A 21,178-nucleotide genomic window follows, 5' to 3' on the forward strand; every position below is an offset into this window, starting at 1 on the left:
GTTTTTTTAAAAGCATAAAATATTACGGCATACTGATTATATTTTTGTTAAAATTGGAATATATGTTCGATTGTGGAAGGTGGGTGGTTTTAAGATGTTAAAGAATGAAGCAGATGTTATTAGGTTAATTCAAAACGATGAAAAAATGATGGAGATTATAAAGGCTGTAAGCACATTAAATTTACCTGACTGGTGGATATGTGCAGGATTTATACGTTCAAAGATTTGGGATGCTTTGCACGGATTTAAAGATCGTACTGAAACACCGGATGTTGATGTTATCTATTTTGATAAATCAATAATTAATGAGGATATCGAAAAAGAATTTGAGAATAAATTGATTAGTATTATGCCAGATATACCTTGGTCTGTGAAAAATGAAGCTAGAATGCATACGATTAACAATATTTCTCCATATACTTCTTCGCAAGATGCCATTTCAAAATTCCCTGAAACGGCGACAGCTTTAGGGATAAAGGTAGACGATGAGAATAAATTAATCCTTATTGCTCCATATGGATTAGATGATGTCATAAATTTAGAGGTTAAGCCAACTCCCCATTTTCGTGAGTCAAAAGAACTGGCTGTTATTTATAAGGACCGAATTTCAAAAAAGAATTGGAAGTCTATTTGGCATAAAATTGAAGTTCGCGATATATCTGATTAAGAATGATAGACTCTCATTTACGTTCCCTCTTTTTAATAGTATCTCTATAAAATCTATCATTTTGATATTTTACCGTTTATTAATCTCCTCTTTTTTTTGAAATGTAAAATTCGCAAACCATCCTGATCATTTTACATCGACTTTCCACTGTCCTATCAGCCGACCGAATTATTTTTATGGAAAATGGAAAAGTAATTGAGACAGGTACACATAGGGAACTGTTTGAGAATAAACATGGGGTATATTCAAGGTTATTTAGCAGGGAAGCTGAAATGGGCAATCAAACTGTAACTATAAAACTCTACAGAATCGTAAGAATTGGATGACTCACGCCTCTAACATGTACTTACAAGTTATGGTAAACTATTCATGATTCGCGTTTGTTCATAGTGAGGGGTGATTCATATAATGAAAAAATACGAACAAGTAAAGATGGAGATTAAGAAGCTCATCGAAGAAGGCGATTATATACCCGATCAGCGTATAAGTTCTGAATATAGTTTAACTCAGCAATTTGGAGTTAGCAGACATACAGTGCGTAAAGCAATTAATGATCTTGTAAATGAAGGCTGGTTGTATACAGAGCAAGGTTCAGGCACCTTTTGTGCTGACCGGAACACAAATCAACCATCTGAAAAAACAATTGCTCTTTTGACTACATATATATCCAATTACATCTTCCCCTCCATCATTAATGGAGTTGAGTCCTATCTAAGCAGTAAAGGATATACTCTGCTCCTTTATAGTACAAATAATGATTTAAATAAAGAAAAGTTGTGTTTGGAGAATATTTCAAACAGGGGGATTGCCGGTTTAATTGTAGAACCGACTAAAAGTAATTATTATAATCCGAACCTGAAATATTATTTAAATTTAGAGAGGAAAAAAATACCATATTTAATGATTAATGCTTATTATCCAGAGCTACACCCTTATAGATTAACGGTAGATGATGAATTAGGCGCTTATATGGCAACAGAACATTTGATTAAATTGGGGCATGGACGCATTGCTGGTATTTTTAAAACGGATGACCAGCAAGGTGTTAAGAGGATGCAGGGATTTATCAAAGCGCATAGGGAGTATAGCATCCCCATCTTACCCAATATGATCCTACCTTGTACAACAATAGAAAAAGATAAAGTACTGAATGAAGAATTTATGGGTCTTCTAAATTCTGAACAAAGACCTACAGGGCTTTTCTGTTATAACGATGAAATAGCTTTGTCTGCTCTTGATGTTATTAGGGAATATGGAATTAGTGTACCTGATGATCTATCCATTGTAGGGTTCGATGACTCAAATTTAGCGACTGCATCTGAAGTGAAATTAACGACCATCAGACATCCACAATTTGAAATGGGTAGACAAGCTGCAGAAACAATTATCCAGCTGATTGAAAATAAAGTAGATGGAGATCCTTCAATCCGTTATAAACCAGAGTTAATATTACGAAATTCAACGAGAAAATTATAGGAATTTCTTTTTAAAAACCCACCAAAATGGGTTTTTTATTTTGTTCACAAATGGTTGTAAAAAATATGCAAAGGAGAATAATTTATGTAGCGTACTTGTACTAACAAGTAGTATGATATTAATGTAAGCGCATGCATTATTTTGAAAGGTTTCTATATTCATAATGTTTTGGGAATAAATTGAATGAGAGCCTTATTTTACAAAAGGGAGTGGTTAATAACATGAGGAAGTTTGTTACTGCAATGATGATGTTTGTACTGGTATTTACCTTAGCGGCATGTGGCAGCGATGAAAAATCCAGTGGGGAAGAAAAAGGGTTTGTTGGAATTGCCATGCCAACAAAGTCATCGGAGCGCTGGGTATTTGATGGAGAAAATATGGTCAAGGAATTTGAAAAGTTAGGCTACAAGACAGATCTGCAATATGGCGAAGACGTTATTGAAAATCAAATTGCCCAAATTGAAAACATGATTACTAAAGAAGTAGACATTTTAGTAGTTGCCTCTATTGATGGGGAATCTTTAACAGAAGTCCTTCAAAAAGCGGCTGATCAAGATATTAAAGTTATTTCCTATGACCGATTAATCAAAGGGACAGATAATGTGAGTTATTATGCCACATTTGATAACTTCAAGGTTGGTGTTCTACAAGCCTCCTACATTGAAGACAAGCTAGGACTTAAAGACGGCAAAGGACCTTTTAATATTGAGTTGTTTGGCGGGTCTCCAGATGATAACAATGCATACTTTTTCTATGATGGTGCAATGTCTGTCTTAAAGCCATACATAGACTCAGGGAAATTGGTTGTTAAAAGCAAACAAACAGATATGAAGCAAATTGCTACTTTGCGTTGGGATGGCGCAACTGCACAATCTCGTATGGACAACCTGCTAAGTTCACAATATTCAACTGATCGTGTAGATGCCGTTTTATCTCCATTTGATGGAATCAGTATCGGTATTATTTCTTCTCTTAAAGGGGTTGGTTATGGAACTGGAAGTAAACCATTACCAATAATTACTGGACAGGATGCTGAGTTGGCATCAGTAAAATCTATTATTGCCGGTGAGCAAACCTCAACCATCTTTAAAGATACGAGAGCATTAGCTAAAAAAGCAGTGGAGATGGCTGATGCAGTTCTAAAAGGTAAGGAAGCGGAAGTAAATGATACTGAAACATATGACAATGGAAATAAGGTTGTACCTTCTTATCTATTGGAACCGGTTTCAGTTGATAAAGAGAATTACAAAGAAATTTTAGTAGATAGCGGATATTACACAGAAGAAGAATTAAGCAAATAAAAGAAATAGTGGGTCTCGTTTTTTTCAAAGGTTTCTATATTCCAAGCTTTATGGGGCTAGCATAAATTAGAAACCTTTATTTTTATCAAAAGGGAGAGGTTCAAAACATGAGAAAATTTGTTACTGCAATGATGATGTTTGCACTGGTACTTACCTTAGCAGCATGTGGCAGCGATGAAAAATCCAGCGGTGATGAAAAAGGGTTTGTTGGAATCGCTATGCCGACAAAGTCATCAGAGCGTTGGGTATTTGATGGAGAAAATATGGTCGAAGAGTTTGAAAAGCTAGGCTACAAAACAGATCTTCAATATGGCGAAGATGTCATTGAAAATCAAATTGCCCAAATTGAAAATATGATTACTAAAGGAGTAGATATTTTAGTAGTCGCCTCTATTGATGGGGAATCATTGACAGAAGTTCTTCAAAAAGCAGCTGACCAGGATATTAAGGTTATATCCTATGACCGCTTAATTAAAGGGACAGATAATGTGAGTTATTATGCCACATTTGATAACTACAAAGTTGGTGTTTTACAAGGCTCTTATATTGAAGAAAAACTTGGTCTTAAGGACGGCAAAGGACCATTTAATATTGAATTGTTTGGCGGATCTCCAGACGATAACAACGCATACTTTTTCTATGATGGTGCAATGTCTGTTCTAAAACCATACATAGATTCTGGGAAATTGGTTGTTAAAAGTAAACAAACAGATATGAAGCAAATTGCTACTTTACGCTGGGATGGCGCAACAGCGCAAACTCGTATGGACAACTTACTAAGTTCACAATATTCATCTGATCGTGTAGATGCAGTCTTATCGCCAAATGATGCATTAGCTATTGGTATTATTTCTTCTTTAAAAGGGGTTGGTTATGGATCGGATAGCAAACCATTACCGATTATTACCGGACAAGATGCTGATTTGGCATCAGTAAAATCAATCATTGCCGGTGAACAAACCTCTTCCATCTTTAAAGATACGAGAGCATTGGCTAAAAAAGCAGTTGAAATGACAGATGCAGTTCTAAAAGGCAAGGAAGCAGAAGTAAATGACACTGAAACATATGACAATGGAAACAAGGTTGTACCATCTTATCTTTTAGAACCAGTAATAGTAGATAAAGAAAATTATAAAGAAATTTTAGTCGATAGCGGATATTACACAGAAGAAGAGCTAAGCAATTAACAGAATGGATGGCGGATGCTGTTTGATTGTAATGTAAACGGTTAAACAGCATCTAAATTTATACAGTTGAGGTGAATGGCGTGTCATCAATTTTATTAGAAATGAAAAATATCACGAAGACATTCCCTGGGGTAAAAGCTCTTGACCATGTGAATTTAAAAATTAAAGAAGGCGAAATCCACGCCCTTTGCGGAGAAAATGGAGCTGGTAAATCTACTTTAATGAAAGTATTGAGTGGAGTGTACCCACATGGCACTTATTCAGGAGATATCTTATTTAATGGAGAAGTGTGTGAATTTAAAAATATTAAGCAAAGTGAAAATCTAGGCATTGTAATTATCCATCAAGAATTGGCTTTAATCCCTTATCTATCTATCTCTGAAAATATATTTATAGGCAATGAACAAACAAAACATGGAATCATAAATTTTAATGAAACAATTGTAAAAACATTAGACTTACTGAAAATTGTTGGGTTAAATGAATCACCGAATACACCGGTTAATCAACTGGGTGTAGGAAAGCAACAATTAGTTGAAATAGCAAAGGCATTATCCAAGAAAGTGAAATTACTTATATTAGATGAACCAACTGCAGCTTTAAATGAGAATGATAGTGAAAATCTCTTAAATTTAATGCTTGAATTTAAGAAACAAGGAATGACCTCCATAATAATCTCTCATAAATTAAATGAGATTGCAAAGGTGGCCGATTCGATAACCATCCTTCGTGATGGTAAAACTATCGAAACTCTTGATATGAAAAAAGGTGTTACGGAGGACCGAATCATTAAGGGGATGGTAGGACGTGACTTAACGAATCGGTATCCTGAACACACACCAAATATTGGAGAAACCATATTAGAAGTGAAAAACTGGACGGTTCAGGATGAAAACAATTCCGATCGTAACGTGGTTGATGATGTAAGTTTCCAAATAAAAAGCGGTGAAATTATTGGCATAGCCGGATTAATGGGAGCTGGGAGAACCGAGCTGGCGATGAGTTTGTTTGGAAAGGCTTATGGTAAAAAAATCTCAGGCCAAATAATTAAAAAGGGAAAAGAACTGAAGCTGAAAAATATTACACAAGCAATCGATAATGGCATTGCTTACGTAACTGAAGACCGTAAATCATATGGACTTGTATTGGAAGAAGATATTAAAACGAATATCACATTGGCAAATCTGGGTAAAATATCTCAAAAACTAGTTGTAAATGATAATCAGGAAATTATTGAAGCAGAGCAATATCGCAAAAAAATGAATATAAAGAGCCCAAGTATCTTACAAAAAGCAATGAATCTAAGTGGAGGAAATCAACAAAAAGTCGTGTTAAGCAAGTGGATTTTTGCTGAACCGGAAATCTTGATTTTGGATGAACCAACACGTGGGATTGACGTTGGGGCAAAGTATGAAATTTATTCTATTATTAATGAATTGGCCGACAAAGGAATGGGAGTATTGGTCATTTCATCAGAACTGCCTGAGATATTAGGAATATGCGACAGAATTTATGTCATGCGTGAGGGCACATTTACCGCAGAATTTGATCGGAATGAAGCTTCACAAGAAAAAATTATGAAATACATGACCAGAACAGGGGTGGAACAGCTGTGAAAACACTGACTAGTTTATTGAAAAATAATATAAGACAGTATGGAATGGTATTGGCTCTGATCTTTATCATGGTGCTATTTCAAGTATTAACGGATGGCATATTACTAAAACCTCTTAATATTACAAATCTTATTCTGCAAAATAGTTATATTCTTGTTTTAGCAATCGGGATGTTGTTGGTCATTATATTGGGGCATATCGATCTTTCCGTTGGTTCGATTGTAGCCTTTGTTGGAGCTATGTCAGCGATATTTATGATTGAAATGAACATGCCGGTTTGGTTATCTGTCATTCTTTGTCTTATTATAGGAGCTTTAATAGGAGCTTGGCATGGATTTTGGGTTGCATTCCTTAAAATCCCAGCATTTATCGTTACACTCGCAGGGATGCTGATTTTCCGCGGACTTACTATGCTTGTTCTCAATGGGCAATCCATTGCTCCGTTTCCTGAGTCCTTCCGCCAAATGAGTACAGGGTTTATACCGGGGCTGAATAAAACAGGAGAATTAGATTTACTGACTATGATTGTCGGAGTTTTAATCTCTCTCGTACTATTATGGAGTGAATTTAGAAAGCGTAAAAAACAACAGTCTTACAATTTTGAAGTACTTCCAATGTGGTTATTTGCTTTAAAACTGGTATTTATAGTAGCAGTAATGAATATATTTGCTTATTTCCTAGCTTCATATGAAGGTATTCCTAATATTTTGGTGATTTTAGTTGTATTAATTGTTGCTTACTCATTCTTTACAAATAAAACAGTCCCTGGTCGACATTTATATGCGCTTGGCGGTAATGAAAAAGCAGCAAAATTATCAGGTATTAAAACAAAATGGCTTACCTTCTGGGTATTTGTAAACATGGGTGTATTATCTGCCTTATCAGGATTATTATTTGCAGCTCGGTTGAATGCAGCAACTCCTAAAGCGGGTAATTCTTTTGAATTGGATGCGATCGCTGCGGTCTTTATTGGCGGGGCATCCGCATATGGCGGTATAGGGACTGTTATAGGCGCTGTCGTTGGTGGTTTGGTAATGGGTGTATTAAACAATGGTATGTCGTTAATTGGTTTAGGCGTGGATTATCAACAGACAATTAAAGGACTGGTATTGTTGCTAGCTGTAGGGTTTGACGTGTATAATAAAAATAAATCATCGTAAGTTTATTTTAACAAAAAGAGGTGTTTGGAAAGTGAATTATCGCAGACTTGGCAATACCGATTTATCTGTAAGTGAGATTAGTTTTGGGACATGGGGAATTGGCGGTGATTGGGGAAAGGCTGATACCCAGGATGCTCTTCTTGGTTTAAATCGCGCTATGGAGAATGGAGTTAACTTCTTTGATACGGCGGATGTATACGGAAGTGGTAGAAGTGAAGAACTGTTAAGGGAAGCGACGAAAGGCAAAGAGGATACGATCCATATTGCTACGAAATTTTGTCGAGCCGGTGATATTCATGATCCAGATACATATTCGGAAGAGGCAATTCGGGCATATTGTGAGGGCAGTCTCAAAAGGCTTGGCCGCGAACGGATTGACCTATATCAAATTCATTGTCCGCCCTTACATATTTTAAAGAATACGGATGTATTTACTGTGCTGGATAAGCTTCAGCAGGAAGGGAAAATTCGCCATTATGGCGTGAGCGTAGAGACTGTTGAAGAAGGTTTATTCTGTCTTACCATTCCAGGTGTCAGAGCATTACAGGTCATTTTCAATATATTCCGGCAAAAACCGCTTGAAGAACTCTTCCCGACAGCTAAAAAACAGGGGGTTGGTATATTAGCCCGCGTACCACTGGCCAGTGGTTTGCTAACAGGAAAATTCAGCACCCAAACAAAATTTGAAGAAAATGATCACCGTAGCTTTAATGCAAATGGAGAAAAATTTAATGTTGGTGAAACATTTGCAGGACTTGAGTTTTCAAAAGGAGTTGAGCTTAGCAATCAGCTTTCCTGGATTGCGGATGGAAGAGGTACCATGGCTAATTCAGCTTTACGATGGATTCTGGACCATGAAGAAATTACATGTGCAATACCTGGTTTTAAAAATGCGCAACAAGTTGACCAAAATTTAAAGGCGATTCAAACTAAATCCTTTTCAAAAGAAGAGTTAGATAGGCTGCAAACGTTTTATATGAATGAAGTACATGATTATATTCGCGGACCTTATTAATGCCAGTTAAACGGGAGATTGAAACGATTAATAGATAATCAATAAAAAAGGAGCAGGTATTAGAGATTTATATATTTTCTAATGCCTGTTTATTTGCACAATTTATATCTTCTTAAATAGACTAATAATAGCGTTTTCAATCACGTTTGTTGTGAAGGAATACATACAAAATATAAAATTAGGTTACACCTCTATATGATAAGGAGAGAAAGTACATGCAAATTGAACAGAAGGTATTTGGTGAAATTGAGAATCAGGAAGTTGTGCAATTTTCAATTACTAATAAATCAGGATTTACCGTTCGTTTTATAAATTATGGTTGTGTGATTACAGATATTATTGCTCCTGACCGTGAGGGAAATATGGAGAATGTCGTATTGGGGTTTGATTGTATGGAAGATTACGAGAATCATTCACCTTATTTTGGAGCGGTTGTCGGCAGAATTGCAGGACGAATCGCAAATAGTCAGTTCACTCTTAACGGGAAGTCCTACCAGATCACTAAAAACGAGGGGGATAACCACCTGCATGGAGGGGTTAAGGGGTTTAGCCATGTTCTTTGGGATTATAAAGTAGTAGAAGAAAAGGATGCTGTTGGGGTTGAATTCAGCTATACAAGTAAAGCAGGAGAAGAAGGATTCCCTGGCAAGGTAGAGGTTACAACGACTTATTTAGTAAATGAAAACAATCAGCTTGATATTCGCTATAAAGCTACCACCGATGAAGATACGATCATCAATTTAACGAATCATACATATTTTAATTTAAGTGGTGACTTGAGCAAAACAATCAAAAATCACGAATTACAGCTCGAAAGCAGTCGATATATTGAGCTTAAGGAAGATTCTATTCCGACTGGTCAATTAATTCCTGTCGAGGGAACACCGTTTGATTTTACGAATAGCAAGCCGATTTCTCAAGGTGTCGATAGTGGCTACAAACAAAATGAGTTAGCAGGCAATGGCTTTGACCATCCGTTCGTTTTGGATTCCAATTTTAATAGAGAAATAGAATTATACGATCCTGAGAGTGGACGTAAATTATTAGTGGAAACGGACCAACCAGCCGTTGTTATTTATACTTGCAATCAATCGGAAGGGGATTATAAAATCAGGGGTGTCCGTCCGCATCATCATATGGCTATATGTTTGGAAACACAGGGATTCCCAGATGCTATTAACCAACCTGATTTCCCTCCGGTCACACTTAAAAAAGATGATGTATATCAAGCGCATACGAGATATATTTTTAAATAAGGCTATGTTTAAAGAGAGTGATGCTTTTAATGGATTAGACGAGGACCTTTAAGATTGGGTCCTCTTTTTGTGTCTCTGCTTATTACAAAACCGATAGGATAATTCTCCAGTTAGCTATGACAAAACAAATTACAATGCCATTTTTAATTGCATTTACGAGAATTCTATTGTATTTTAACTCTTTCGATTTATCGTCATTTCGATACAAAGGTAGGTTAATATTATGCGGATCCTTTTCAATGAAATTGAATATAAACCAAATTAATAATCCGAAGAACGGAAGAGCTAAAATGCTTTTTTTCTCCCCCCAATGTGAAACATGACCGTTCGAATCGAATGTCATAGGAATACTATTGGGTATATCTGACCATCTAATCATTATGTATACAAAAATGATTATAAGTAGGATTAAAGATACTATATTAAAACTAAATTCAAATAATGTTTTTTTGTTTTCGATGGGATGCTTGACCATTTACGCCCTCCTTTTAAAATGGATAACCTAATTTTACCATATAACCAAATAAACGTAATGCAACTATACGAGAATCCTACAAAGTACTGAAAACTTTGGCAACCATTATCTTTAAATAAACAAAACAAAGAGAGAGCGGGGTTTAATATCCGCTCTCTCTTTCTAAAATAACCAATATACTGGTCTACAACAATGCTTTTCGTTTGTATTCCATTAATCGCTTATTGATCCAAATGGCCGCCTGTGTCGCATCCCCCATGGCAATCGTGGCCTGTTCGGAGTGCGATACAATATCTCCCGCTGCCCATACATTTTTAACATTGGTTTCTTTTGTTCGTGCATCCACTTTAATATGTCTGTTATTCTCTATATGAACACCAATTTGACTGGCCAATTCTGTATGAACTTTATTGCCGCCAAAGCCGATAAAAGCTCGATCAGCTTGCAGGGATTCACCATTTTTTAAATGGACGCCTGTAAAAAAGTCCTCTGATTCTTTTGACACAGATTCTATTTCCTCTTCTAAGTACGTAATATGATGTTGGTTAAGTTTAGATAGAATGTCCGCTGAGACAGGTGTTTTCTCATGATTGATATAGGTTATAACATCCGTCCAATTTAATAAAGATACTGCAAGATTGGCACCTGGATCACCAGCACCCATCACAATAATTTTTTTATCCATCGCTTCGTAGCCATCACAATCTGTGCATATATAAATGGTGCTGCCCAAGCACTCTCTTATATTGGGGATATCAGGTATCCGATCGGTAACGCCTGTAGCCAGTAAAATAGTCTTGGTTTGATACGTTTCGTTATCAGTCGTTACCAAAAATTCATCATCTCTTTTAGATATTTGCTTCACATCAGATTTGATGAATGTAACTCCTGTTTCAGATGCTTGCTGCTGTCCTTTTTTTCGTAATTCTTCACCACTGACGCCTTCAGGCCATCCGATGATATTTCGATAATCCTTACATAAATTAGACCGTCCTGCTTCCTTAGAATCAATAACTAAACAATTAATTTGGCTTCTGCCCATTTGTATTGCCGCCTGAGTGCCGGCAATACCTCCACCTATAACAATACATTCCCAAGAATTTCTCATAGTAGTACCATTGCCTCCTGCTTAACGTCATCCCTTAGTATCAGGATGAAATAAGATATTATACCCTTCTATACCCATTCATACTGTATTTTGACAAACAATTGGTCGAAATGTAAAAATTAGATATCCGAATAAGAATGGAGGTTGAACGATTGGATCTTAAATTAGCAGGAAAAAACGCGTTAGTGGTTGCATCTAGTCAAGGTTTAGGAAAAGCTATTGCGCAAAAGTTAGTGGAAGAGGGCGCAAATGTGATGATAACTGGCAGACATGCAAACAAGTTAGAAAAAGTGGCAAATGAACTAATCCCTTTAAACAAAAAAAGCAGGGTTGTCTATTGTGAAGTTGACATTACAAGGCCTGAACAAATTAAGGACTTGGTAAGGAAAACGGTGCAAGAGTTTGGAACAATTGATATTCTACTCAATAATGCAGGAGGACCGCCGGCAGGGACATTTATGGAATTATCTGATGAGGACTGGCAAAACTCGTTTGAATTGAATTTATTAAGCTATGTTCGAATGATTCGAGAAGTGTATCCTTATATGAAAGATCAGGGTGGAAGGATTCTTAATATGGCTTCTATTTCTGTTAAGGAACCAATTCAGGGATTGCTGTTATCCAATACATTCCGCCTTGGTATTACCGGTTTAACGAAAACATTAGCATCTGAATTTGCTCAGGACCATATCTTAATAAATACGATTGCACCTGGTGTTATATCCACAGGTAGGATAACCTATTTGGATGAAAAAACAGCCGAGCGTCAAGGGTTATCCATAGATGAAGTAAAAGAAAATGCACAAAAGCAAATTCCGCTTGGCCGATACGGAGAACCAGAGGAATTTGCTAACTATGCAGTATTTCTGTTATCAATGCTCAATACGTATGTAACCGGACAAGTATTATTAGTCGATGGTGGAAAAGTGAAGGGAATTTAATTTCTATTAGAGTTTGAAAGAATACCCGTCCATTTGTAAAAGATAGAGATTGAATGAGGAGATTTATTGAAATAAATAATTGTGTATTCGCTTTATATTTTTTTTGAATTTATTCAGCATAGCAAGTGGTTATTCTAATGAATCTCTTTGGAACTTTATATGAAAACCATTAATAATTTTGAACGGCATCGTCAACAACGATGCCGCTTTTATATGGTTCCTTTTTAATAAGATTTAATCTATGATTTTTCTTTTCCTGATAAAGAAGCGGAAATTTTAGGTGTCTCTTCGAATAAGTCTTTAAAGTCCTATTAGGTTGATAATTCAACATTAGTTCGCTTGCTTTTCGGATTTAATCTTTGAAGATACGGTTTTATTTTTGATGAAAAGCAGGTTGGGTGTCATTTTCCCTTCCATTCGCGCAGACTTACTTACCAATATAGAGATCAAATTGGCCATCGTAAAGGCTGTAATAGCAAGAAGTACTCCTGCAGCCATATCTGTCAGCCAGTGTATGCCAAGATAAATAGTGGAGAACATGATTATTCCCACACTGCCAGTCATAAACCATTTAAAAGGCTTATTGTTCGACTTATAGCTTAAGAATAATAAAGTCAGTGAAATCGAGTTATGCAGGCTTGGGAAACAGTTATTCAATCCTGATACATTCCGATATTGAGTCTCAAAGTCCGGATAAACTTCCGGGATTAAAAAGTGTACCTGAGAATGGACATACCATACCTCATTAACAGGTAAAAAAAGATAAAAGGGTATGGCAATAAGATAATTCAGCCCAACGGCATAAATAAATGTATAGAATAATTGCTTGTTTTGTTGGATGAAATAGAGGACAAATGATGTTGAAATCAAAGTGACAAATATAATGATGTAGAAAAAAGTTGTGATTTCTGTTAACCAAATATTATACAATAGGTTTTGGAAATTAGCCAGTAATTGCCCTTCATACTGCTGAATAATATGAGAATAGTCCCCGATATGAATAAAATTGCTCTCTATTTGCAATTCCAGTTTATTGATTAAAAGTATAGTCCCAAGTAATGCAAAATGAATCCATGATTTTTTGTTCTTTCGGCTATCCCATAAAATCTTAAATACGATGAAAGGGTTACGCTTTGATAGGATAATAACTAAAAAAACCGTCATAATCGTGATGGTGATAGCAATCGTAAACATAGATTGATACATATACAGACGTTCCCTTCCTGATTCAATATATTCATAGTGTATATATTATAACGTTTTGAATTGTAGGAATAGTAAAAAGGGTCCAATTTTTACATATTTTATTTGAATTGAATGATAAGCTTACAAATTTTATAAAAATCTATATAAATTTTGAAGAAAAATGAAAAACAATGAAACTTCTTAAAACTTGATTCGTAAATACAAATATGGGAAACTAAGCCTGACTACTAGAATTACAGGAGGAATTACTTTGTTAAAGAAAATGTTAACTGCTTTTATGTTGGTTACCTTTGTATTTGCACCGGTGGCTGAACATGCGTTTGTAGGAACTTCACACGAGGTTAGTGCAAAATCATACCGTTCAGGTAAAAAATCGTTCAATTCAAATAATAACCAATCTAATTTCAACCAAAACAATTCAACAGTTAATAAGCAAAAATCAACAACAAACAGCAATGCCAAAGCAACTAAAACAAATTCATTTAATAAAGGTGGATTCATGAAAAGTATGATGCTTGGCGGTATTGCCGGTTTATTATTCGGCGGTTTGCTAGCTAATATGGGTGCCATGGGATCCGTACTTGGTTTATTATTGAATGTACTTGCAATTTTGCTGATTGTTGCTTTAATCAAAAAAATCTTTACACGTAGTAACCGTCCACGAAAAGAGGTTGACGGAACGTGGAGACAATAAAAATTTCAGAGAATGAGATTATTAATTCACTTTGTGTTTATATCGCAGCTAAAAAGCAAGTCAATCCTGAACAAGTTGAAATTGAATTATTGTATGACGATAAATATGGGTTCTCCGCAGAAGCACATGTTAATGGAAGATCCCAAATTCTAATCACCGCAAACATGATTGAAGCACTGCGTTTTTATATTGAGCATGAGCTGAATATGGATCCATTTGCTGCAGCTATTGAACTTGAATTAGATGACGAGGAAGGCATTATTGCCTACGTTCAATAAAAGTATGAAAAGAGGCTTAGGCCTCTTTTTTATTATTTAAAATGATTAGCTTATAATCAGTCTATTCATCAATTGACTGGGACTGTTACGTATTTTTAGAAAATTATAAAAATGTTCGTGACTTTATACATATTGGTCGCTAATATAAAAAGCATAAGAAATTATTTAAGCGCTTACATACATATAGGAGGAAATAAAAGATGCATCCTTATTTAAATGAAGAGCATGACATATTTAGAAAATCCTTTAGAAAGTTTCTAAAAAAAGAGGCGTATCCATACTATGACCAGTGGGAGAAAGAGAAACTGATTCCAAGAGAATTTTGGTCCAAGCTTGGTCAAGAGGGATATTTATGCCCGGATTTACCAGAGCAATATGGCGGCTTGGAAACGGATTGGGGTATATCAGTTGTCATTAATGAAGAACTCGAGCGCCTTGGTTCCGGTACAATCGGGATTGGTCTCCATAATGATATTGTTGTGCCGTATATTAACGCCTATGGTACGAAAGAACAAAAGGAGAAATGGCTTCCCAAATGTGTCAGCGGGGAAATCATCACAGCTATTGCCATGACAGAACCAGGTGCAGGCTCTGATCTTGCTTCCTTATCTACATACGCAGAATTAAAAGAGGACCATTATATTTTAAATGGACAGAAGACCTTCATTACGAACGGAATCCACGCAGACCTCATCATTGTAGCTTGTAAAACGGATTTACATGCTATACCCAAGCATAAAGGAATAAGCCTGCTTGTTGTCGAAAGAGATATGGAAGGCTTCTCAAGAGGACGTAAACTAGAAAAAGTGGGTATGCATTGCCAGGATACAGCGGAGCTCCTATTTGAGGATTGTATCGTACCAAAGGGAAATTTGTTGGGAGAAGCAGGGAAAGGCTTTATGTATATGATGGATAAGCTCCAGCAGGAACGGTTAATCGTAGCTATTTCAGCTCAGGTTGCTGCTGAGGATATGCTTCAGATGACGCTCGATTATGTTAAGTCAAGGAAAGCATTCGGAAAATCAATCAGTGATTTTCAAAATACGAAGTTTAAGCTGGCTGAAATCGCATCCGACATAAAAATGGGAAGAGTATTTCTTGATCAATTAATTGCAGATCATATAGCCGGGAAGAATATAGTAGCAGAAGTCTCAATGGCCAAGTGGAAATTAACAGATATGTCTAAACGCATCTCGGTTGAATGCATGCAGCTACACGGTGGATATGGCTACATGGAAGAATACAAGATTGCCAGACGATTCAGGGATACCCCGGTTGCCAGTATTTATGCCGGTACAAATGAAATTATGAAGACGATCATTGCTAAGAACCTTGGACTTTAATGGGGGAAAGTGAATTAGCATTGGACTCAAGGTCAGGTGAGATTTAAGAGTACTATATTCAATTAATAGGAGGAAGGGGTAATAATGATGATGCACGTGCCATTAACTGTACATTCTTTGCTGGAAAGAGCTGAAAAAGTATTTCCGAAGAAAGAAGTGGTATCAAGGACTCATGATAAGGTGCAGCGATTAACGTACAAAGAGATCGGTGAAAGGACAAGAAGGCTGGCGGATGTACTCCAGAAAATGAATGTATCAAGAGGTGATAAAGTCGGTACGCTGGCGTGGAATCACCATCGCCATCTCGAAGCATATTTTGCAGTACCTGGCATTGGAGCTGTTGTCCATACCATTAATATTCGTTTATCCGCAGAACATATTACCTATATTATTAATCATGCAGAAGACAAGGTACTATTGATTGATGAAGATATTGTACCCCTAATAGAAAAAATCGCCCCAGCGCTGACAACCGTCAAGGCCTATATCATTATGACGGATCAGACAGAAATACCCTCAACAAGTCTTAAACCCGCATATTCATATGAAGAACTTCTAGCAGTCGGCAACCCGAAAACTCCATTTATAAATGATTTAGATGAAAATGAAATAGCAGGAATGTGCTATACATCAGCAACAACTGGGAATCCAAAAGGTGTATTGTATTCGCACCGGGGGATTGTGCTGCATAGCTTCGCACTCGGCCTAGCAGATACAACAGCTGTTTCTGAACGTGATGTGGTCATGCCTGTTGTGCCAATGTTTCATGTGAATGCCTGGGGATTGCCATTTGCGGCCACCTGGTTTGGAGCAACTCAGGTTCTGCCTGGACCTCAATTTAATCCTAAATTATTAGCCGAATTTATCCAATCAGAAGGTGTGACAAAAACAGCTGGTGTGCCGACAATTTGGTTAGGTCTCCTGCAGGAGCTTGAAAAAGGTACATATGATACCAGCACATTGGAATTTATTTTATGCGGTGGCTCGGCTGCACCAAAAGGATTGATTAAGCAATTTGAAATTAAATATAAAATACCATTCCTACATGCTTATGGAATGACAGAAACGGCACCATTGGCAACTGTATCACGTCTGAAAAGCTATCAGTTAGACTTACCGGAAGAAGAGCTGCTCGATATTAGAGCTAAGCAAGGCTTGCTTGTACCAGGCCTGGAAATGAAAGTGGTCGGCTCTGAAGGAGAAGTGAACTGGAACGGATTGGATATGGGTGAGCTGATGTTACGGGGCAACTGGATTGCAGATGAATATTATCGTGATGAACGGACTGCTGAGGCATTTAAAGACGGATGGCTGTTGACTGGAGATATAGCAACTGTAGATGAAGAGGGCACAATCAAGCTGGTCGATCGAACAAAGGATTTAATTAAGAGCGGAGGTGAATGGATTTCATCTGTTGATCTGGAAAACGCCTTAATGGCTCATGAGGCGATATTTGAAGCAAGTGTCGTAGCCATACCGCATCCCGAATGGCAGGAAAGACCGGTCGGGTGTGTAGTTCTTAAGCCTGAATTTCATGGAAAGGTTACCGAAGAAGAGATTCAAAGCTTCCTTAAGCCGCAATTTGCAAAATGGTGGATTCCAGATGAAATCATCTTTATGGATGAAATCCCGAAAACCTCCGTTGGTAAATTTCTAAAGGCTAAATTGAGAGAAATGATTCAAGAGAGAGTATCTAATAACTAATAGTGGATAGGTAGGGGAGAAGTCTAAACCATCAAGGATATGGTTTAGGCTTTTTTATTGCGGTTGCTTTATAAATCTAAGGATGAATCGGTAAATGCTGGTATGATTTGTTCTCTCCTGTAAAGAATAAAGGAATAACTACTATTCATTAAGGAGTGTACTTTATGAACCAGTCATTAGGATATGTGAAGGAAATTTTATCAGCACATACGGAGGACAGCAAAGTTGGCAAGCATATTTATAATATGATTTCTGACGGAAATTACGACAGCGGAGAACAGTTTGTCAGAGATTTATCAGTGGGTGAAAGTCACTACCTAAATAGGGTTTTACAAAATGCCATTGCTTATTCAAACCAAGAGCAGGACGAAGAACGATCCAAGCATTTAAATGAGATTTATGAGTTGTTGTTTGTTTGAAGAATTTTTATTTCGCACGACTTCAAGATTACAAAATCAAGCTTTGCTGACATCATACGTTTCAGGGAGAAGGCAGAACGATTCAATTATTCCAGAGACACTATATAAGATTTATTTACTAAAAATTGCTCAAGAAGAAAGGAGGTGCATAGCAACTCCTTTTTTATATTTGTCCTATCAAGGCAAAATAGAGAACGAACGTACTGGGAAGCCTGACGCTTTTTCAGGTTTCGGTACGATATTAAAGATGATAGCTCCTTTAGGAGGCAACTTGTCCAGGTTTTTCATGAGTTCAATTTGATACGTATCCTGAGAAAGTACATAATATTCGCCTCTAAGTTCCCCATTTTTACGGAAGTCAATAGCTGAATCGGTGTCAAAGGTTTCATGGCCAATAGCTTTGATTCTTCGTTCTTCAAACAAAAATTTCAACGCTTCATAGCCCCAGCCAGGGATATGATTATGGCCTTCCTCATCTTTGTTGGAGAAGGTCTCTTTGTCTGGCCAGCGCTTGCTCCAGTCGGTGCGCAAAGCCACAAATGTATTTGCCTCAATTGTTCCGTGTTCTGTTTCAAAATCTAAAATATCATGGATGGTGAGTGTGAAATCAGGATTCTTCGCCGCCTCTTTTGATTTGTCAATCACAATCAAGGGCAACACAAGCTCCTTTAGTTCCAATTCGTCCAAATACCGGGTGTCTGGCACGAAATGAATGGGAGGATCAATATGGGTTCCATATTGACCAGCGAACGAATAACGCTGTGCCATGAATCCGTCTTCATAAGTAAATAAAGTATCAATCTGTGCGTCATCAAACATAAAGAAATGAGGGGAATCTGGTCCAAATGTATGAGTGAGGTCCACCCACTCCTTAGATTTCAAGATATTAAGTACCTGCAACAGATTGTTTACCATCTACTCAGCCTCCATAATTTTCAATTTTCAAATAATTATTATATACTTTATCATAGAGGTGTAACGGCAACAAGCTCTCCCTTTAAAAAGAATATCAGGTATGATATTTTTTATTACTTTTGCAATAGTTAATATCATTACAGATAAGAGAATGGTTAATGAATTGAGCATGATTTTTACCAATAGTGAAATAGAATTATTCATTCTTAAAAAACTTATCCCGGTCAAAGTTATTATTGCAAACCAGTGACGGTTTTACTATTAGAAATTTAAAAAATCTGTATTCAACTATTGGTTAAATAAATTATAATTAAATTACTATATTCGCTAATTCGGGGAATTTACAAATGCATTCGCTTTCCCCTTTTATTAATTAGATCCAATCGATTAGATTGATAGAAATATCGAAAGGGGATACTTATATTTGAATTCAAAATACCTGGACTTACTCGTCCAAAAATATGATTGTGAAGAAAAAGTAGTAACAGAAATTATTAATTTGGAAGCCATCCTTAACCTACCGAAGGGGACAGAACATTTTGTCAGTGATTTACATGGGGAGTATCAAGCTTTTCAACATGTACTGAGAAACGGTTCCGGGAATGTAAAACAAAAAATCAAAGACTTGTTTCAAGATGTTTTATTAGAAAAAGAAATTAATGAATTTGCGACGTTAGTTTATTATCCTGAAGAGAAATTAAAGTTAATTAAAAATCAATTTGATAATAAAGAAGAATTGAATCAATGGTATATCGTTATTATTGAGCGGATGATGAGACTTATTTCTCATGCTTCATCCAAATATACCCGTTCGAAATTAAGAAAAGCATTGCCAAAGCAGTTTGAATTTATTATCGAAGAACTGCTGTACAAAACGAATCAAGCAAATAAGGAAAAATATTATAATGAAATTGTTGAGCAAATCATCTCCTTAGGCCAAGCTGATAAACTCATAACAGGTCTTGCCTATACAACTCAGAGATTGGTTGTCGATCATCTTCATGTTGTTGGCGATATATATGACCGTGGACCTGAACCTGATAAAATCATGGAAACTCTAATCAATTATCATTCGGTTGATATTCAGTGGGGTAACCACGATGTACTTTGGCTAGGTGCTTATTCTGGTTCATTGGTTTGTCTTGCTAATATTATTCGTATTTGTGCAAGGTATGACAATCTCGATATTATTGAAGATGTGTATGGAATCAATTTGAGGCCTTTGTTAACTCTGGCTGAGAAATACTATGATGACAATCCGGCTTTCAGACCAAAGGTACATTCAGATCAGAAACTATCTAGTCATGAAAAATTACAAATAACGAAAATTCATCAAGCAATTGCGATGATTCAATTCAAACTCGAAATGCCTATAATAAAGAGACGTCCGTGCTTTAATATGTCAGATAGGCTTTTATTAGAGAAAATTGATTATGATAAAAATGAAATAACGATTTATGGGGAGACTTACCCTCTTGAAAACACTTGCTTTGCCACGGTTAATCCCGAACAGCCTGAACAGTTATTAGAGGAAGAACAGCAGGTTATGGAAAAGTTATTATTCTCAGTTCAGAATTCAGAAAAGCTCGCGAGACATATGAATTTCCTTATGAAGAAAGGAAGCCTTTATTTAAAATATAACGGGAACCTATTAATACATGGGTGTATTCCTTTAGATGAAGAAGGAAATATGGAGAAGATGACCGTCGATAATAACACCTATTCAGGTCGTGAGTTACTTGATGTTTTTGAGCAATATTTACGTTATTCTTTTGCACATCCTGAAGAGTCGGGTGATCTTGCGACGGATATGGTCTGGTATTTATGGACGGGAGAATATTCGTCACTCTTTGGAAAAAGAGAAATGACAACTTTTGAGAGGTACTTTATTAAGGACAAGTCAACCCATAAAGAAAGAAAGAATCCATACTATCATTTACGCGAGAATGAAGAAATTTGTCGCAAAATACTAGCTGATTTTGATCTGGATCCTGACACAGGTCATATCATAAATGGCCATACACCAGTTAAAGAAATAGAGGGAGAAAATCCAGTTAAGGCAAATGGAAAAATGATCGTAATTGATGGAGGTTTCTCCAAAGCATACCAATCAACTACAGGCATAGCAGGATATACATTGCTATATAATTCTTACGGTATGCAATTGGTCGCCCATAAGCATTTTAATTCAAAGGAAGATGTCTTACTTAACGGGACAGATGTTTTATCAATAAAAAGATTGGTAGATAAAGAATTAAAACGGAAAAAGGTTAGAGAAACCAATATTGGAGAGAAAATAATTCAGGAAATTTCAATATTAAATAGTTTAAGGGAATATCGCTATATGGATTGATAGCAGCTTGTACTTAAAAAACAGGAACAGTGTTCCTGTTTTTTTTTGTTTCAGCAAAATCAAT

19 protein-coding genes are annotated in these 21,178 nt (G+C 36.4%); 15 read left to right on the forward strand and 4 right to left on the reverse strand.

The features are described from left to right. Window positions 1-94 precede the first annotated feature (94 nt). From AC4BHP_RS05115 to AC4BHP_RS05150, 8 genes are all read left to right on the forward strand, one after another. Window positions 95-667: a nucleotidyltransferase family protein gene (locus tag AC4BHP_RS05115; RefSeq protein ID WP_490551502.1), complete on the forward strand. Its 573-nt coding sequence runs from the start codon at window positions 95-97 to the stop codon at window positions 665-667. Between the two features lie 408 nt (window positions 668-1,075). Next, complete coding sequence (locus tag AC4BHP_RS05120; protein WP_373925472.1) at window positions 1,076-2,143, forward strand: GntR family transcriptional regulator; 1,068 nt, start codon at window positions 1,076-1,078, stop codon at window positions 2,141-2,143. Window positions 2,144-2,364: 221 nt separating this feature from the next. Next, complete coding sequence (gene chvE / locus AC4BHP_RS05125; RefSeq protein WP_066103512.1) at window positions 2,365-3,444, forward strand: multiple monosaccharide ABC transporter substrate-binding protein; 1,080 nt, start codon at window positions 2,365-2,367, stop codon at window positions 3,442-3,444. Window positions 3,445-3,551: 107 nt separating this feature from the next. Beyond that, window positions 3,552-4,631, forward strand: coding sequence for a multiple monosaccharide ABC transporter substrate-binding protein (gene chvE / locus AC4BHP_RS05130; RefSeq protein WP_066103515.1), 1,080 nt, complete (start codon window positions 3,552-3,554; stop codon window positions 4,629-4,631). Between the two features lie 80 nt (window positions 4,632-4,711). Beyond that, a complete protein-coding gene (gene mmsA / locus AC4BHP_RS05135) occupies window positions 4,712-6,247 on the forward strand; it encodes a multiple monosaccharide ABC transporter ATP-binding protein (protein WP_066103518.1) in 1,536 nt (511 codons plus the stop codon). Continuing rightward, complete coding sequence (gene mmsB / locus AC4BHP_RS05140) at window positions 6,244-7,407, forward strand: multiple monosaccharide ABC transporter permease (RefSeq protein ID WP_066103520.1); 1,164 nt, start codon at window positions 6,244-6,246, stop codon at window positions 7,405-7,407. The genes mmsA and mmsB overlap by 4 nt, the downstream gene beginning before the upstream one ends. 31 nt (window positions 7,408-7,438) lie before the next feature. Beyond that, window positions 7,439-8,422 (forward strand): aldo/keto reductase, encoded by a 984-nt coding sequence (locus AC4BHP_RS05145; protein WP_066103523.1) that lies wholly within the window; start codon window positions 7,439-7,441, stop codon window positions 8,420-8,422. 215 nt (window positions 8,423-8,637) lie between these two features. Further along, window positions 8,638-9,678, forward strand: coding sequence for an aldose epimerase family protein (locus tag AC4BHP_RS05150; RefSeq protein WP_490551504.1), 1,041 nt, complete (start codon window positions 8,638-8,640; stop codon window positions 9,676-9,678). Between the two features lie 82 nt (window positions 9,679-9,760). On the opposite strand, the gene AC4BHP_RS05155 is transcribed toward AC4BHP_RS05150, so the two are convergent. After that, on the reverse strand, window positions 9,761-10,153 hold the full coding sequence (locus AC4BHP_RS05155; protein ID WP_490551507.1) for a DUF1648 domain-containing protein: 393 nt from the start codon (window positions 10,151-10,153) through the stop codon (window positions 9,761-9,763). A 184-nt stretch (window positions 10,154-10,337) separates the two neighbouring features. Further along, complete coding sequence (locus tag AC4BHP_RS05160; RefSeq protein ID WP_490551508.1) at window positions 10,338-11,261, reverse strand: NAD(P)/FAD-dependent oxidoreductase; 924 nt, start codon at window positions 11,259-11,261, stop codon at window positions 10,338-10,340. Window positions 11,262-11,413: 152 nt separating this feature from the next. On the opposite strand from AC4BHP_RS05160, the gene AC4BHP_RS05165 reads away from it, so the two are divergent. Further along, window positions 11,414-12,202 (forward strand): SDR family oxidoreductase, encoded by a 789-nt coding sequence (locus tag AC4BHP_RS05165; RefSeq protein ID WP_066103531.1) that lies wholly within the window; start codon window positions 11,414-11,416, stop codon window positions 12,200-12,202. Window positions 12,203-12,532: 330 nt separating this feature from the next. Here the strand turns inward: AC4BHP_RS05165 and AC4BHP_RS05170 are convergent, their stop codons facing one another. Next, window positions 12,533-13,408, reverse strand: a complete 876-nt coding sequence (locus AC4BHP_RS05170) for a phosphatase PAP2 family protein (protein ID WP_066103533.1) — start codon at window positions 13,406-13,408, stop codon at window positions 12,533-12,535. A 250-nt stretch (window positions 13,409-13,658) separates the two neighbouring features. Here AC4BHP_RS05170 and AC4BHP_RS05175 point away from each other — a divergent pair, with 250 nt between their 5' ends. From AC4BHP_RS05175 to AC4BHP_RS05195, 5 genes are all read left to right on the forward strand, one after another. Then, on the forward strand, window positions 13,659-14,102 hold the full coding sequence (locus tag AC4BHP_RS05175) for a hypothetical protein (protein WP_225983572.1): 444 nt from the start codon (window positions 13,659-13,661) through the stop codon (window positions 14,100-14,102). After that, on the forward strand, window positions 14,090-14,380 hold the full coding sequence (locus AC4BHP_RS05180; RefSeq protein WP_066103535.1) for a YxcD family protein: 291 nt from the start codon (window positions 14,090-14,092) through the stop codon (window positions 14,378-14,380). Before AC4BHP_RS05175 ends, AC4BHP_RS05180 begins: the two co-directional genes overlap by 13 nt. Window positions 14,381-14,580: 200 nt before the next feature. Further along, on the forward strand, window positions 14,581-15,723 hold the full coding sequence (locus tag AC4BHP_RS05185; RefSeq protein WP_066103537.1) for an acyl-CoA dehydrogenase family protein: 1,143 nt from the start codon (window positions 14,581-14,583) through the stop codon (window positions 15,721-15,723). Window positions 15,724-15,807: 84 nt separating this feature from the next. Beyond that, a complete protein-coding gene (locus AC4BHP_RS05190) occupies window positions 15,808-17,427 on the forward strand; it encodes a long-chain fatty acid--CoA ligase (RefSeq protein WP_066103538.1) in 1,620 nt (539 codons plus the stop codon). Window positions 17,428-17,591: 164 nt separating this feature from the next. Next, entirely contained in the window at window positions 17,592-17,846 is a 255-nt protein-coding gene (locus tag AC4BHP_RS05195) for a sigma-G-dependent sporulation-specific acid-soluble spore protein CsgA (RefSeq protein ID WP_066103540.1), read from the forward strand. A gap of 177 nt (window positions 17,847-18,023) precedes the next feature. Here the strand turns inward: AC4BHP_RS05195 and AC4BHP_RS05200 are convergent, their stop codons facing one another. Further along, window positions 18,024-18,761 carry a cyclase family protein gene (locus AC4BHP_RS05200; protein ID WP_490551513.1) on the reverse strand — a complete coding sequence of 246 codons (738 nt, stop codon included), beginning with the start codon at window positions 18,759-18,761 and terminating at the stop codon, window positions 18,024-18,026. A 424-nt stretch (window positions 18,762-19,185) separates the two neighbouring features. On the opposite strand from AC4BHP_RS05200, the gene fbp reads away from it, so the two are divergent. After that, window positions 19,186-21,114 carry a fructose-1,6-bisphosphatase gene (gene fbp / locus AC4BHP_RS05205; protein WP_066103543.1) on the forward strand — a complete coding sequence of 643 codons (1,929 nt, stop codon included), beginning with the start codon at window positions 19,186-19,188 and terminating at the stop codon, window positions 21,112-21,114. Window positions 21,115-21,178 lie beyond the last annotated feature (64 nt).

Source organism: Pradoshia sp. Z4_20, from assembly GCF_058216035.1.

What these genes read in the sequence shown, in the direction of transcription:
- AC4BHP_RS05115 (WP_490551502.1), top strand. Translation starts at nt 95, where the DNA reads ATGTTAAAGAATGAAGCAGATGTTATTAGGTTAATTCAAAACGATGAA.
- AC4BHP_RS05120 (WP_373925472.1), top strand. Translation starts at nt 1,076, where the DNA reads ATGAAAAAATACGAACAAGTAAAGATGGAGATTAAGAAGCTCATCGAA.
- chvE (WP_066103512.1), top strand. Translation starts at nt 2,365, where the DNA reads ATGAGGAAGTTTGTTACTGCAATGATGATGTTTGTACTGGTATTTACC.
- chvE (WP_066103515.1), top strand. Translation starts at nt 3,552, where the DNA reads ATGAGAAAATTTGTTACTGCAATGATGATGTTTGCACTGGTACTTACC.
- AC4BHP_RS05150 (WP_490551504.1), top strand. Translation starts at nt 8,638, where the DNA reads ATGCAAATTGAACAGAAGGTATTTGGTGAAATTGAGAATCAGGAAGTT.
- AC4BHP_RS05155 (WP_490551507.1), bottom strand. Translation starts at nt 10,153, where the DNA reads ATGGTCAAGCATCCCATCGAAAACAAAAAAACATTATTTGAATTTAGT.
- AC4BHP_RS05160 (WP_490551508.1), bottom strand. Translation starts at nt 11,261, where the DNA reads ATGAGAAATTCTTGGGAATGTATTGTTATAGGTGGAGGTATTGCCGGC.
- AC4BHP_RS05170 (WP_066103533.1), bottom strand. Translation starts at nt 13,408, where the DNA reads ATGTATCAATCTATGTTTACGATTGCTATCACCATCACGATTATGACG.
- AC4BHP_RS05185 (WP_066103537.1), top strand. Translation starts at nt 14,581, where the DNA reads ATGCATCCTTATTTAAATGAAGAGCATGACATATTTAGAAAATCCTTT.
- AC4BHP_RS05190 (WP_066103538.1), top strand. Translation starts at nt 15,808, where the DNA reads ATGATGATGCACGTGCCATTAACTGTACATTCTTTGCTGGAAAGAGCT.
- AC4BHP_RS05195 (WP_066103540.1), top strand. Translation starts at nt 17,592, where the DNA reads ATGAACCAGTCATTAGGATATGTGAAGGAAATTTTATCAGCACATACG.
- AC4BHP_RS05200 (WP_490551513.1), bottom strand. Translation starts at nt 18,761, where the DNA reads ATGGTAAACAATCTGTTGCAGGTACTTAATATCTTGAAATCTAAGGAG.